Below are 15,168 nucleotides of genomic sequence, written 5' to 3'. Positions count from 1 at the left end.
GAAGCGCATGGAACACAAGACGCGCATTCCTGCGTGGCTCATAACCGCCCTCTTGTTTATTGCGATTGCTGCGCTGAGAATTCCATACATAACTAATTCACCGTATGAAATCGATTCATGGAGACAGTCGGATACGGAATCAATCGCCCGTCATTTTGTGGAAACTAAATTTAATCTTTTCTATCCGCAGTTCAATTATCAGGGGCCGCTTCCCAATTATGTGGAGCTGGAATTTCAGATCACCCCGTTTCTGATTGCGATTTTGTACAAATTGTTCGGGTATCATTACTGGCTGGCCAGGCTCGTGCCTCTGGCATTTTTTATGGGCTCGGCGTGGTTTCTCTACTTGATCGCCCGCACGTTCTATACGAAGCGGACAGCCTGGATCGCGGTTTTGCTGTACGGGATCTTACCGGTTGCGGTGACTTATTCCCGGGCCATTATGCCGGAAGCGGCGTCGCTGTTTTTTTACCTCGGCGCGTTCTATGCGTTCACGGTGTGGATCCGCAAGGGCGGCACGGCTTTTGTGCTTACCGCGGCGCTGTTTACGGCGCTGGCGATTTCCCTCAAGGTGCCGACGATATTCGTAGGCATTCCCATGCTTTTCATGGCGGCGGCGAAGTTTAAGTGGAACATGTTCGTGCACTGGCGTTTGTGGCTGTTCGCGGCGCTGTCCCTCGGCCTTCCCGCGTTGTATTACGCCTGGGCCTCGTCCATAGCGGAATTCCAATTCGTATCGGGGATAGCGACGAAGCACATTTTCCCGAAAATGGCGACGGCGCTGTTTACCCCCGAGACCTGGGACTTTTTCCTGCGGGAGCTGCCGAAGGCCTTTTCCTGGCCGCTTCTGGCCCTGGCGGCCGCCGGTCTGCTTGCCGGCTTCCGGCAGAAGGATATCCCCATCCGAGTGTGGGGATGGGCGGTGCTTCTGGAGCTGGCCACGATCGTGGCGGTGATCAAATTTGATTATTATTTGATCTTCTTTGCTCCTGTTGCGGCTTTGCTCGCCGCGAAAACGATCGGCCGGCTGACGGAGTTCCGGTTCGGCCGGATTTCCGCCGCAGTCGTCGTTGCGGGCATCGGATGGGCCTGCGCCCTTATGATGAATCCCGATTACGGGAAGGAGAAAACGGTCATTCTGGAGCAGGCCCGGGCGGTCGAACGGCTGACAAAGCCGGACGATCTCATTGTCGTCGGCACCGACGATCCCTCGCTCCTGAACGCCAGTCACCGGGTAGGCTGGAGGGTGCTTAATTCCATCCCGGACGATCCGATCAAAGAGCTCGAATATTTCCGGGCGGGAGGAGCAGCCTATTTTGTTCCTCTCAAAGGGCAGATTGACGGAGATAGGGGCGGGGAACTGCGCCGTTATCTTAACGCGAAGTTCGAGAAAATTCCCGTAGAGGGCGGATATGACATTTACCGGCTGAACTGAAAAAGAAAGCAGGGCCTGCATGCAGGCCCTGCTTTCTTTTTTGGTTTGCCGCTTAACGCAGCCGATTATGTACTGCCGGGTGCAGAGCGACTACTTGATCACGAGCACCGGAATTTGCGCATGCTGGACGACATAGTGGCTGACGCTTCCGAGCACCCACTCGCGCACTCCGCTAAGGCCGCGGCTGCCGATTACGATCAGATCCCGCCCGGTGCGCTCGGCGTGTTCGAGAATGGCCCTGCCCGGGTTGCCGTTCAGCAGATAAACTTCCGCCGGCTGGGAAAGTGAAACTAAACGCTGCTTAGCTTCGTCTTTAATTTGTTCGGCCAATTCGTAGTATTCTCCGGACATGCCGGCAGGGGTGGAAATGAGGGCTTCGCCGACGACAAGGTTAGGCATGTTCGCCACATGAACGACTTCCAGCTTGGCGGACGGGTTGCTTTTGGCAAGTCCGACGGCTTTTTCCAACGCTTTCTTTGATACTTCAGAACCATCATACGCGACTAAAATATTCAAGAATTGCATGATCGTCACCTCTTTGGCATAATGAATTAGGGAAGCTGTCGAATTTTTAACTTATTTGTAACTCTTTACTCCGAATTTCTCACTATAATTATACCGTCTAACGAACTATAATGATATCGTCCGCATCGTACTCCTGTTTATACAATTCCATGGAACTGTATACCATACTCAAGAATTGAGGTTTTTAATTATGTCCGACCCTATTAATCCGAATTCAACCCCCGTTCCCGGTACCGATTCACGTAAATTCAAACTTAAAAAGAAAGCCAAATGGCCCTTATGGAAAAAAATAGCCGTAACCGGCGGCATTATCGTTTTGCTCCTTGTCATCGGCATCGGCACGTACGCCAGCTTTCTCATCAGTAAAGCCAATAACATCATCGACACGGTAGGAACGAAGGAAGTCGTCGCTCCGAAGGATTCCGCCAAAGTCAAACCGATCAGCATCTTGCTGATGGGCGTGGATTCGCGGAAAGAAACCGGCTCGCTGAACAGCGATGTGATGATGGCCATTTCGATGAATCCCGAGACGAAGTCCGCAACGATCGTTTCCCTGCCGCGCGACCTTGAAATGAAGCTCAAGAAGAACGGCGATTCTCATAAGGCTAACTATTTTTACCCGCATTTCACCTTAACTGAACCGGAAACCGCCATGAAAAAGACGAAGGAGTTTTTCGGCAACTTTTTTGAGATTCCTTTCGACTATATGGTGACCATCGATTTCGAAGGATTTAAGCAGGTGGTCGATCAGCTCGGCGGCGTAACGGTCGATGTAGACCAGGATATGTATTACGTCGACAACTGGGACGGCACCAGAATCGATCTCAAGAAAGGCGTTCAGAAGCTGGACGGTAAGAAGACGCTCGACTTCGTGCGTTACCGCAAATCGAATCCGGGCTCGAAGTTCGAAACCCAGGAATCGAGCGATCCGGCGCGTAACGCGAGACAGCAGCAAGTCTTGAATGAAATTCTTAAAAATCTGAAAAGCCTGGGCGGGGTCACGAAAGCTTCCGGTATTCTGGAAGCCGTCGGTAACAACCTGAAAACGGATATCCCTGCCAGTCAGATTCACGATATGATTTCCCAATATATCACAATCGATACGCAAAATATCGAACTCATTCATATGGATGGAGATTGGATCAGCCCTTACATCGTCGTGAAGGACGAAGAGCTCAGAGAGGCCAAAAATGCCTTGAAGCGCCGTCTGGATCCGAATTGGGTGCCGAGCAGCAGCCCGAATTCGACCGATTCGTCTAAAGGTACCGACAGCAGAGGAAACAATACCGGTTCGGACGGCAAAATAACGCCGACACGCACGCCGAAGTCGACGATCGCCCCGACTTATACGCCGAAGTCGACGATCAAGCCGACACCGACGCCGACACCGAAAACGTCTGTACGGCCGAACCCGACTCCGGAAGACGATGACGTTGTACCGGGCTTGACACCGGACCCGACCCGCAAACCGGGCGGAAGCGTCACTCTGCCGCCGAGCGGGAAGCCGACGACCCCTCCGAAAAATACGGAGGTCCCTAAACCGACGCCGACGCCGACTCCACAAAACCAGGAAACGGCGCAAAAAACAGGATAACCGCCTAAATCCCCGCACTTCTCGTTACGAGAGGTGCGGGGATTTCATTTTTTCGGCGCTGGAGATTCTGAACTTTTTCCCCAGAGCTTGTGTTAGAAAAGAAAGTTGCGGGTAATATCAACAGGAGAGAAATTAACAAGGATGAGGTGTTCGTGATGAGCAAACATATTCAAGCCTATTTCCGCACGGAAAACGATGCGGAGGATGTTCGCATCCGGCTCCAAACTTATTCCGTCGATCAGCTTGAAGTCGGGGAGACTCAGGGACGCGTTTCACGGACCGGTTTGATTGCGCCTCCGGCCTTTGCGGGCGGGACGTCCGGAGCCGTCGGCGTGCCAGGTGCGACGATCGGCACCTCTCCGAGTCCGGGCGGCTTCATACCGGTCCGGGCGGCGGAGGATCGTCACGATCCCGACCGAACCATTCGTGGCGAAGACGATGGGCCGCTGAGCGATTTCATCTTAGGCGAAGGCGACGATGACTCCGAAAATCTGCGCTATGTGCTGACGGCCAAGGTGCCGGATTCCGATTATACGGAAATCGTGGAGATCATCCGCAGCAACAAGGGATACGTTGAATCGATAGATTGAAACCGGATAAACGAAAAGGAGTGGAACAAACCATGAGTAAAGTCGCATTTTTGCTGGCACCCCAATTCGAGGATTCTGAAATGCAGGAACCTTATGAAGCCTTAAAGGCCGACGGACACGAGGTCGTCATTATCGGGTTGAAGCAGGGACAGCTGCTTGCCGGGAAAAACAAGAAAGCCGAATACACGGCCGATCAGGGCATCAAAGAAGCCAAAGCGGACGAATACGATGCCGTCGTTATTCCGGGAGGCTCTTCGCCGGAAGGATTGCGTCTGGATGCGGACGTTCAATCGTTCGTGAAAAAGATCGACGAGGCCGGAAAGCCAGTCGCTGCTATTTGCCACGGACCGCAGATTCTGATCAGCGCCGGTCTGATCAAGGGCCGGAAGCTCACGTCCTATCCGCCGCTTCAGGACGACGTGCGCAACGCCGGAGGGGAATTCGCGGATCAGGAAGTCGTGATCGACGGCAACCTGATTACGTCGCGGACTCCGAAGGATGAGCCTGCGTTTATCGCCGCCATCAAAAAGGCGCTGTAAAGGAATTTCTATCATCGGGCAAGAACGTCTGCGGCATATGCTTGCAGGCGTTCTTGTTTTTCCTATATGATGGGGGTATCTCATCCGAAGGAGAAGGTATCTATTTATGCTGTTCGTCCGTCAAGAAAGCTTCAAGGAATACATACGCCGGTATCCGGTGACGAGTCTTCTTGTCTTAATCCATGTGGTGCTGTTTGTGCTGATGGAGGTAAGCGGCTCGTCGACAAGCACGAGAACGCTTATCGAGTATGGAGCCTTATTTTCCGCTCCGGGTTTTGCGCCCGAGTGGTGGCGCTTCTTCACCGCCATGTTTTTACATATCGGCTTGTCCCATCTGCTGTTTAACAGCTTCGCCCTGGTCATTTTCGCACCGCCGCTGGAACGTCTGCTGGGCAGTGTCCGGTACGCGGTGTTCTACTTAGCCAGCGGGGCGCTGGGCAGCGCGTTCTCCTACTGGCTGCACACGGACGCTTATGTCGCGGCGGGGGCCTCCGGAGCCATTTACGGGATTTATGCGGCCTATCTCTACCTGGCCTTGTTCCGCAGGCAGCTTCTGGATCAGCAATCGAGACAGACGGTCATCATCATTCTGGTGAGCGGCCTGCTGTTTTCCGTGATCGTGCCGAATGTGGATCTATACACGCATCTGGGCGGTTTTCTGGCCGGTTTTATCTTGTTTGCCTTGTTCGTGGAATTTATCAAACGAAGCGGTAGAAGATAGAACGGGCCTGATTTGAAGGCAGTGCCGGATAACTGAAAAAAAGAAGCGGGAGTTCCGACGCCTCGCTTCCGCTGAAACCGAAAGAAGACTCCTGAAGGTTCCGTAGAACCGGACAGGAGTCTTTTCTGTTTACTTTTAAAGGATAACAATTAAGATTTCAGCACATCGTGGTCCACATAACGCGCGCCGTTCAGTTCGCTGACGATATTGATGGCCGCCTTGGCGCCGTCGCCCGCCGTCACAATCGTATGTACGCTCATGCCGGCAATCGTGCCCGCCGCCCAGATGCCTTCCACGCTCGTTTTGTTGTTCGCGTCCGTCTGAACGATCGTTTTGATCCGCGGCTCTGTGCCGGGAATCGTCGTGACTCCGATTTTGTCGGCAAGATCGGCCAGGGCTCCTGTCGCGAGCAGGACGTGTCTGGCTTCGTAGCTGCCCTGATCCGAAGTGACGAGAAAGCCGTCGTCCTGCTTGTCGACCGATTCCACTTTGCCTTCCGCAATTTCCGCGCCGAACTTGGCCGCTTGTTTCTTGCCCAGCTCGACCATATCGGGACCGCTGATTTCGGCGACTCCGTAATGGTTCTCGATCCAGGCGCGTTTCGTCATGCTTTGCCCACTGTCGATAAGAAGCGTCTTTTTGCCCGCTCTGGCGGCAATCAGTCCGGCGCTTGCACCCGCAGGGCCCGCTCCGATAATAACAAGATCGTACATGCTCTTCTCTCCTTCGTATGGCAAAATAAAAACTCTAGTCCAGTATAGCGGATGGACGGAAGGAAGAAAAGCAGGCGCTTACATTGTCGATCAGACCGGGTTTTCAGGACGCATACCAACCTGTAGAGGAAGTATACGGCCCCGGAGCAGAACCTGAGGCGGGCCCGGAATGTGGGTTTTTGTCTCCTTACATGGTATGATAGGAAGAGGATTCATCCCCAGTAAACAGCGAAAAACCTTGAAAAGAATAGGTGATCAAATGAACAATCGGCTCAAACAAATCAGCGATTATATCGAACAAAACAACCTAGATGCCGTTATCATTACAGTTCCGCGGCACGTGTATTATTTGACGGGGTTCGCCTCCGACCCGCACGAGCGCTTCTTGGGGCTCATTCTTCCGAGAGGAGAAGAGCCGTTTCTGCTCGTGCCGGCTCTGGATGCGGAAGCGGCCGCCCAGGCGTCCACGGTACAGCGGATTCATACACACAGCGATACGGACTCGGCTTATGAAGTGCTTCGCGGACTGCTGCCGGCTTCGCTCGGCAGCATCGGCATCGAAACCGAGCATTGGACCGTCAGCCGCTTTGAAGAACTGAAGAGCTTCATTGGCGCAAGCCGGTTTTCTTCGGTAGATGAGCTGCTGCGGGATATGCGGGTCATCAAATCCGAGGACGAAGTCGGCCTGATGAAGGATGCCGTGACCCTTGTAGAGGAAGTGCTGAGACGCGGCCTGCAGAAGGTGGCTGTCGGTGTGACGGAAATCGAGCTGGTCGCGGAACTGGAGTTCCAGATGAAAAAACTCGGAGCCCAGTCTCCCTCTTTTTCAACGATAGTCCTGACCGGTCCCGCTTCGGCGCTGCCGCATGGCGTTCCCGGAACGCGTAAAATCAGCCGCGGGGATCTGCTTTTATTCGATCTCGGCGTTTATTTGAACGGCTATGCGTCCGATATTACACGCACCTTCGCGGTGGGAGAAGTGTCGGAGGAACAGCGCCGCATTTACAATGCGGTCCTGGCCGGCAACGAAGCGGCCATTCAAGCCGTCCGGCCGGATGTTACCTGTGCGTCCGTAGACGCGGCCGCAAGAAACCGGATCGAAGCCGATGGGTACGGCACCTATTTTAACCACCGGCTCGGCCACGGACTCGGCATCGACGTCCACGAGTATCCGTCTGTCCACGGAAGAAACGAGGCGCTTCTGAAAGCCGGCATGACGTTCACCATCGAGCCCGGTGTTTATGTGCCGGGCGTGGGCGGAGTCCGTATCGAAGACGACGTTCTGGTTACGGCCGGAGGAGTCGAAGTACTGACTTCCTTCCCTAAACAATTGACGGTTCTCGGCGGCTGATCTGCTTTGATGAGAGCCTGTCCTGCGTATTCCTGACGGAATAACGGGGCAGGCTTTTTTTGCATTCGATTAATTCTAAGCCCATAAGGTTAAACATACATAATGACCAAAACGGGAGGATGTGACAGCCATGCAGGCATTGCGTAAAACGATGAATATCGCCGGTCTCCTCTTGGTTCTGATCGTGAATACGCTGGCTCAAGTGCTGCCTATTAACGGGGTGACCACCGGAGAAATATCGGACCGGCATCATACATATGTTACTCCGGCCGGGTATGTTTTCGCGATATGGAGCGTCATTTATCTGGGCCTGATCGGGTTCGTCATTTACCAAGCCCGCAAGGATACGGGGAACCGCCCGGCGGTGGAACGGATCAGCTACTGGTTCGTCGTCAGTTGTCTCTTAAACTCGGCCTGGATCTTTCTGTGGCATTATGAAAAAATCGGCTGGAGCACGCTGGTCATGGCCGCCCTTCTGCTGACGCTTATCGCCATCTACCAGAGAATCCGCTACGGCCGGGAATCGCGGGCGATCGGGGAATACAGCTTCGTGCAGGTGCCCTTCAGCCTGTATCTGGGCTGGATCTGCGTGGCTTCCATCGTAAACGTTACGGTATGGCTGCAGGGTTTGGGCTGGAACGGGTGGGGAATCGATCCCCGAATGTGGGCCGTCATTCTGCTGACGGCGGCAGGCGTGCTGGCTGTCGCTTTCAGCTACGGGAAGAAAGACGTGCCTTTCGCGCTGGTTTTTGTCTGGGCCTTCATCGGCATCGGCATCGAACAGCAGGCAGACACATGGGTACGCAATGCGGCTTGGTCACTGGCCGCCATCGTCGGAGCGGCAACCTTATGGCTCCTGACCAAAGTGATCCGGGACCGCAAAAGATGGGATCAGTCCTATATCAGCCGGTAATGAAAATCTATTCGGGAAGCTTCTCTTGAAAAAGAGAGCTTCTTTTTTTGCAATCTGTCGAAAGAAGATGAAAAAGGAGGTAATATCCAAAATAATGTAACATATAAGAAAAATATTCCAAAATGTCCAAAATGGTGCTACAATACGTGTAATCGGATTGGCAAACAGGGGAGAAAATAACAGGAGGTGATTAGCGGCTCAGCTTAACCTGCTCGGATGTTCTCCGTTTTTGTATGTCTGGAGCTAGTTTACACCTGAAGGAGGAAGATGACGGTGAAAAGATCTCTTCGCTCAAGCGGGCTGCTCCGCAGAACGCTGTTTGCTTTCCTGCTTTTGTCCGTTGCGGCTGCGGGCTGCCTTCCGCTGTACGGGATAGCCCGCGCCGCTCCCGGCTCGGCTGCGGCCGAGGGTTATCCGCAGCATTCCGGACCTTACGGAGGCATCGCGGTTCCGCCCGACAGCCCGAAATCAGGGCCTGCCGATCAGGACCCTTTCCGTTCGGCGACCAAGCCCGGGACCCCTCTGCTTCCGCACACGTCTCTTGGCGTGACGGTAAATGAATCCGTTTACGGTCCTCATATCAAGCTTCCCGACGGAACTCTGCACCCGGTAGCCGGGATGGATCAGGAGCGCAAAGAAGACGCTCTGACCGTGTATACAAGCACGTACGGGACGTATACACCTCCTTTCGATAACCGGACGATCGAGCTTATTGTGACGGAAGGCATTGTCGTTGATAAAATCTCGGACGGCAAAAAAGGAACCTATCTGCCCCCGAACGGATACGTTCTTTCGGGTACCGCAAGTACAAAGGCGCTTCTGCAGCAGTTGAATGTGGGAGACAGCCTTACCGCCGTGAACATAAAAATTCCCGTCCTGCCGACGAAATTTGTGAAGGTCGGCGATTTGATTATCCCCGTGGACCGGGTTAACGGGCCGCGGAATCAGGGCGAAGCGGTGCTTTTCGACTCGGGATACGGAGCTTCCACCCGCACGAATCCTTGGGGAATCGAAGTGACTTTTCAGAACGGGCGGGTCACGGGAGTGAAAGGGATTCTGATGGATTCGGGCGGAAAATTTATCGATAACGACTCGCCGATTCCTAAGGGAGGTTACGTCCTTTCCGTGCAGGCGGCAAGTCCTTATTATGCCGATCTGCTGGCTCTGGCGGCTCCTGGACTTGCCGTATCTATGGAGCTGAATGCGTATCCCATGTATTTTGCATCCAAAATGGCTTACGACGCGTTTAATCCCCGGACGAGGGAAGACAATCCGGCAGGGTGGGACGATACGAACAACAAGCCGTATCCCGGGCACCGCGGAGCGGAGCAGCTGATCGTATACGACAGCAGCTATGGCGCTACCACCGGCACGAATCCGTGGGGAGGAGAGGCTGCCGTGAACGCGGACGGCAAAATCATAAGCAGCGGAGGCAACAACCGGCCCATTCCTCAAGGGGGATACGTCCTTTCCGGACACGGCTCCAAAATGGCCTGGTTATCGCGCTATGCGGCCATCGGGGCGACCGTGAAGATCAACCGGACGGAGAAGCAGGTGCTGCTTATTTTTACCCCGCAGTCTTATCTGGATAAGGCGCGGTTAACCGCCGCCTCTGCGGAACAGGCAATGGAAGAGTCCAAACGCCGGTTTATGGATGTTCCTTATGAGGAAATCTCCAAAGAAATTCAGCAGGTGAAGCAGTTGGAGATACAGGCGGGCAAGCATCTGGAGGAAAAAGGCGTTGAAGGGCTGACGGAAGTGCTGGCGGAGCTGGATGGAAAAGCAACGCGCGTTCACTACATGAATGTGGAATCCAGAACCGTTGAAAACCGGGGAATCTGGATCCGGCCCAAAGAGAAGTCTCTTGAGGAAGTTAAACGGGCGCTGGATAAGATGAAGGCGGCTCACCTTAACTCCGTTTATTTGGAAACGTTCTGGAACGGGTACACCATCTATCCGACCCAAAGCAAGATAACGGCTCATAATCCCATGTACGGCGGGTTTGATGTGCTCCAGGCTTATTTGGACGAAGGGAAAAAACGGGGCATCGAAATCCATGCCTGGGTCGAAAACTTCTTCGTGGGCGGGCCGGAACCCGGGCCGATCGTGGAGCGCAAGCCCGAATGGTCGCTGCTCAGCCGGAAAGGCCAAAATTATCAGGAAGATGCATCCAGCGGATTCCGTTATTATTTTATCAACCCCGCTTTGGATGAAACGCACGACTTCCTGATCGGCGTCTATAAGGAGCTGCTCTTCAAATATGACGTAGCCGGTCTGCACCTTGACTATGCGCGTTATCCCGGTTCGGGAGATTTTACGAACGATTTCGGATATGACGCCTACACCCGGAGTCTGTTTCAAAAGAAATACGGAACGGATCCGCTCCTGCTGCACCCGGGAGATGCGCTGTGGGCGCAGTGGGTGGATATGCGGGTCGGATTCGTCGACAAATTCGTGTTCCGGCTGGCCAAGGAAGTGAAAAAGTGGAAACCCCAAGTGAAGCTGACCGCGGCGGTATGGCCCGAATACGAAATTGCACGCGGAGACGTGCTGCAGGATTCGATGAACTGGGTGAAGCATAACCTGATCGACAACGTGTTTCCGATGTCCTATAAACTGGACACTTCGCTCGTTGTGGCGGATGCGCGCAAAACGTTCGAGATCGCAAAAGATAAATCGTATGTGACGATCGGCGTCGGCTCTTTTATCGATCTGACCAAGGACGTGTTCATCGATCAGATCATTTCGAGCCATGGGCTCGGAATCAGCGGGAGCGCCGTGTTCGAGTATGAATCGTTTTTCGATCAGGGCTATGACAAAAATACCGTCCTGGGCGTGTACCGGAATGAAGCGGTCGTTCCCGACAGCGATCCCGCCCGGTCGATTGCAGCCGTACTTGCGGGACAGAAACGAAAAGTGAAGGAGCTGTATCTCCCTTTTAAAGGGATGGATGTCCGCAAAGCCGCCCGGTATACCGATGAGATCAATGAAATCGTGAAAAAGCTGGGCGGTGAGAAAAATCCGCGGCTGAATCCCGGCCGTCTGAAGCAGGTAAAGAAATCACTGGCGTCCCTGATTAAGGATATCGGGTCCGATAGCCGTTTGAATGCCGAAGTCAAAGAACGGATACTGTACGATCTGAAGGGAGCCCTGCGGATTGCCGAAATTACGGCAGCCAAATCGGGAAAGGGCGGGAAAAACGCCGATGAAGCCGATGAATTCAATGAAACCGGTGTGACCCATGCGGAAGATGAGACTGATGAGGCAATTGAGTAGGCAAAGACAGTAAGGCGGGGCATGTTGAGCTGATAACAGCGACAAACTGCCGGAAGAACCGGAAAGGTTAATAGGCCGTATGTGGTTTCAGCAGAGGCTGCAGACATAAGCTTTTCAATCCTTTAGAGGAAGAGAAGAGGTGCAGATCCATGAAATTTACGTTTGCGGTATTGTCCGATATTCATGTGGTAGCATGGGATCCCGAGTCTCACCGCCGTTTGGAAGTCTGCCTGAAAGATTACGCATCCATGAAGCATCCGCCCGAGTTTATCGTTATAAACGGGGATTTAACCGAGGGATTCGCCGAGGATTATACGGTATTGAAACGTATCTTGTCCGAACATGTCCGTGTTCCCGTCTATGTGACGAACGGAAACCACGAATATTACCGTATGTGGTATAACGACGGGGTTTTTAGCGTGGATACGTTCCCGAACGGATGGTCGACGGCGGAAGCGATGGCAAGGTTTCTCGGCTTTCTGGGAAAGCCCCTGCCTTATTACGACCTGCGCCTGAAGGGGCTGCGCTTCGTCTTTATGAGCGCCGAGCGCTACCGCGACACCGATCCGGCTATCCGGGAGGACGCCTGGATCGGCGACGAGCAGTTCGCCTGGCTGGAGCGGATTCTGCGGGAGGAATCCCATCCGCGCCATGCCGCAGCGCAAAGCCTGGCCGAAACCGCCTCCGCGTCCGAGGCGGACCCGGCAGTCCTTGAAGCCGCCGGTCCCGTACGCGGCGAAGCGGGGACTGCGGCTTCCCCGGGGGAGGAAGAGGCCGGACTACAGCCGGCGGACTTCGCGGGGGAAGAGGCATACCGCCGGCATGGCCGTCAGCGGCCGGTGTTTGTCTTCCTGCATCAGCCGCTTCCTCACACGGTGGCGGGAAGTTATGATCCCGCTGAGAAGGGGGTCGTGCAGGATGTGCGGCTTAGAAAGCTGCTGGGCCGGCACCCAAACGTGTGCTTCTTCTCGGGGCACACCCATTACACGCTGGCCAGTCCGGGGATTTATTTCGAGGACGGCTGCTCTCATATGGGGACCTCCTCTGTCCGCAGACCCATCGGAGACGGCATCGACCCTGCCGCGCCCGTTGAAAGCGAAAGCGTCCTCGTCGAGGTGGAGCCTCATTCGGTCACGATCCGCGGACGCCGGCACAATACGGGGGAGTGGCTGTCTTCGGCACGATTTGTTAAGCGATACTGACTAGCCGCGGAGCCGGACCGGAAATCCGGGAACCGGGCCGCCGCCGGGCAAACGGGGAAAGCCGCCTTTAGCAGAGCGTTCTGCATAAAGGCGGCTTTTCGGTTCAAGCCCGGGCATTTCGAGGGGGATTACAGCGGGGTGATGGTCGGCCATGCGAGTTCTACGCCGTTCCAGGACAAAATATTTTGCAGCCCCTCCAGTTTCGTCTTGTCCGCATGAACTTCACGAGGCTGATATCCGTTCTGTACGCAGTATCCTGCAAGGAATCCCGCCGCTTCTCCGATATTCCATTCCACCGGGTGGAGACGATAGCAGCCGTTCGTAATATGGGTCGTGCCGAGGTTCTTACAAGCCGGCAGGAGATTGTTGACCCGGACGGGAATGAGGCTGCCGAGCGGAATCTGGAACGGAAGGGAGGACACGTCCAGATAGTTCCGTCCCGTCATGCTCGGATGGAGATCGATCCGGTAAGCGCCGATCCCGACGGAATCCGGGAACACTTCCGCACCCTTGTCGCCGCGGATCGCCGTGCTGACGTGCTGTTCCTTGACGGTGAATTCCGCCTTGATCCGGCGGGATTCCCGGATATACGGCGCTTGAGCCATGCCGTCCTCGGTGCCGACGACGTCGGGACGCAGACGCAGGCCGGGATAACCGGCTTTGCCGTCCGGACGCGGCGCTTCGGTCTGGAGCCAGTAGAGCAGGGAATAGCTGAGCTGCTTGGCCTGCTCGAGATTTTTCTTCGCTTCCGCTTCGGGAACGTCATAAATATTGCCGAGCCAGTAATCGTTCTGCGGCCAGTTCACAAGGGAAATATCGCTCGGGAACGTACCGGGCATAAAATTCGCCTTATCGATTACCCGGCGGTAGTTGAACAGCGGATATTTGTCGGTGCCCGGAAACAGGGTATCTTCCGCAGGCTCAAGCGTCACCGGATTCGGCGAAATCCAGCTGAGCTGCTTGTCCGGCCAAAAGTCCGCTTTATAGTTGCGCCAGAAGTTGTAATCTTTCGGTTTGGCGATGACATGATTCTCGCCTTCGAAATAATCCATCGCAAAACAGACGGTAAACGCCTGGATATCCTTCGGATTGGCGACTTCCGGCGCGCTCGGCTCCCCTGTATCTTTGCGGGACTCGGCACCTGTCACATACTCGACCTTCGCGAGAGGAAGAACGTCCCCGCACTCCGTCGCGTCCAGGAAATACGGAGCGGTTAACGTATGCTTGTGACCCAGATCCAAGTGCTTTACTTTGACGGCCCTGATTTTATCTCCGTCCGTCTCGGCTGCTGTAATGCGGTGGCGCGTAAGAATAGTAAGCTTGCCGCTGTTTACGTAAGGAGCCAGCATCTGCTCAAGAACCGCAAGCATGGCTCTCGGTTCCGCGCACAGGCGGCTTACTCCTCCGTTGCCCGGATTCAGATTGACGATGGCGCGCGCCTCCGTCGTTAACGGAAAATAATCGCGGTAGTAAGAGCGCACACCGTTGCGGAACTGCCGGAAGCTGCGGGTGCAGCCGAATTGCTCGATCCACTTATGCTCGTCCGGCGGTACCGCCTGGCTGGTCAATTGTCCGCCGATCCAATAGGTTTCTTCCGTCATAATTACTTTCAATCCCATTTTTGCGGAAGCAAGAGCGGCCGCACAGCCCCCGACACCTCCACCGATAATCACGACATCTGCTTTCAGTTCACGGTTCATAGTTGAATCCCTCCACAGTCTATATATTTTCCTGATATTGGAATCATCTTTATTTTAGCAAACATATGTTCTTGTTTTAATACGACCAAAGTCTCATTTTGGAGCCGGGCTTGTGCGAATAAAAAAGAAGGGCCCCTTTTTCCGGCGGTGCCTGTTTACGTTTTTCCCAACCTTTTTTCAAAAAAATTTACTGCGGTTTTAAAAAAAATAAAAAGGACTTCTAGTTTCTATGCGGGGGATAAAAGCGGCTATTCCTGGATGTTATTCTGTTTAATAACTGAAATAAAAATCAGTATAATTATAACAATTGTATAGGTCTTTATACCTATATTAATAATAAAATATATTGCTGGAACTGATAAATAATAGTAAATATAAGTTAAAAAGAAGAAGTGCTCTCCGCCCAAAAATCGACGTTTATCAGCATGAAAACTCCTTTGTGTGACAGAAAACTACAGAAAACGACCGTCCGAGCGTGCAGGCAAACTTTGAAAAATATGGAGATGCACTAGGCAAATCGCCTAGTTTCAAGTACTATTCATGTAGAGACTAGAAAAGAAAACCGTGAACTGATTGTCTGACCGCGCAGAATGACGAAAAGGAGTCCCA

At 53.8% G+C, this 15,168-nt stretch carries 12 protein-coding genes; 9 read left to right on the top strand and 3 right to left on the bottom strand.

From position 1 onward, the window contains the following. Positions 1–7 precede the first annotated feature (7 nt). Positions 8–1,435: an ArnT family glycosyltransferase gene (locus tag KVT34_RS05575; RefSeq protein WP_217557428.1), complete on the top strand. Its 1,428-nt coding sequence runs from the start codon at positions 8–10 to the stop codon at positions 1,433–1,435. Positions 1,436–1,525: 90 nt separating this feature from the next. On the opposite strand, the gene KVT34_RS05570 is transcribed toward KVT34_RS05575, so the two are convergent. Then, positions 1,526–1,960, bottom strand: coding sequence for a universal stress protein (locus KVT34_RS05570; protein WP_217557425.1), 435 nt, complete (start codon positions 1,958–1,960; stop codon positions 1,526–1,528). Between the two features lie 190 nt (positions 1,961–2,150). On the opposite strand from KVT34_RS05570, the gene KVT34_RS05565 reads away from it, so the two are divergent. The 4 genes from KVT34_RS05565 (at position 2,151) to KVT34_RS05550 (ending at position 5,404) form a co-directional block, all read left to right on the top strand. Next, positions 2,151–3,554 carry an LCP family protein gene (locus KVT34_RS05565; protein ID WP_217557423.1) on the top strand — a complete coding sequence of 468 codons (1,404 nt, stop codon included), beginning with the start codon at positions 2,151–2,153 and terminating at the stop codon, positions 3,552–3,554. Between the two features lie 155 nt (positions 3,555–3,709). After that, on the top strand, positions 3,710–4,144 hold the full coding sequence (locus KVT34_RS05560; RefSeq protein WP_217557421.1) for a hypothetical protein: 435 nt from the start codon (positions 3,710–3,712) through the stop codon (positions 4,142–4,144). 32 nt (positions 4,145–4,176) lie between these two features. Then, positions 4,177–4,683, top strand: coding sequence for a type 1 glutamine amidotransferase domain-containing protein (locus KVT34_RS05555; RefSeq protein WP_217557419.1), 507 nt, complete (start codon positions 4,177–4,179; stop codon positions 4,681–4,683). Positions 4,684–4,789: 106 nt separating this feature from the next. Beyond that, a complete protein-coding gene (locus KVT34_RS05550; protein WP_217557416.1) occupies positions 4,790–5,404 on the top strand; it encodes a rhomboid family intramembrane serine protease in 615 nt (204 codons plus the stop codon). A gap of 149 nt (positions 5,405–5,553) precedes the next feature. Here KVT34_RS05550 and KVT34_RS05545 read toward each other — a convergent pair whose 3' ends face one another. Further along, positions 5,554–6,117, bottom strand: a complete 564-nt coding sequence (locus KVT34_RS05545; protein WP_217557414.1) for an NAD(P)/FAD-dependent oxidoreductase — start codon at positions 6,115–6,117, stop codon at positions 5,554–5,556. 259 nt (positions 6,118–6,376) lie between these two features. On the opposite strand from KVT34_RS05545, the gene KVT34_RS05540 reads away from it, so the two are divergent. The 4 genes from KVT34_RS05540 (at position 6,377) to KVT34_RS05525 (ending at position 12,859) form a co-directional block, all read left to right on the top strand. Continuing rightward, positions 6,377–7,468 (top strand): M24 family metallopeptidase, encoded by a 1,092-nt coding sequence (locus tag KVT34_RS05540; protein ID WP_217557411.1) that lies wholly within the window; start codon positions 6,377–6,379, stop codon positions 7,466–7,468. Between the two features lie 130 nt (positions 7,469–7,598). Beyond that, complete coding sequence (locus KVT34_RS05535) at positions 7,599–8,381, top strand: TspO/MBR family protein (RefSeq protein ID WP_254634625.1); 783 nt, start codon at positions 7,599–7,601, stop codon at positions 8,379–8,381. Between the two features lie 267 nt (positions 8,382–8,648). Further along, positions 8,649–11,657, top strand: a complete 3,009-nt coding sequence (locus KVT34_RS05530) for a glycoside hydrolase family 10-like protein (protein ID WP_217557405.1) — start codon at positions 8,649–8,651, stop codon at positions 11,655–11,657. Between the two features lie 149 nt (positions 11,658–11,806). Beyond that, a complete protein-coding gene (locus KVT34_RS05525; RefSeq protein ID WP_217557402.1) occupies positions 11,807–12,859 on the top strand; it encodes a metallophosphoesterase family protein in 1,053 nt (350 codons plus the stop codon). Positions 12,860–12,987: 128 nt separating this feature from the next. On the opposite strand, the gene KVT34_RS05520 is transcribed toward KVT34_RS05525, so the two are convergent. Beyond that, a complete protein-coding gene (locus KVT34_RS05520; RefSeq protein ID WP_217557399.1) occupies positions 12,988–14,559 on the bottom strand; it encodes an FAD-dependent oxidoreductase in 1,572 nt (523 codons plus the stop codon). Positions 14,560–15,168: the final 609 nt, after the last annotated feature.

Source organism: Paenibacillus sp. GbtcB18 (genome assembly GCF_019091125.1).
Taxonomy (GTDB): domain Bacteria; phylum Bacillota; class Bacilli; order Paenibacillales; family NBRC-103111; genus Paenibacillus_F; species Paenibacillus_F chitinolyticus.
This window is presented reverse-complemented; position numbering and strand designations above follow the sequence as displayed.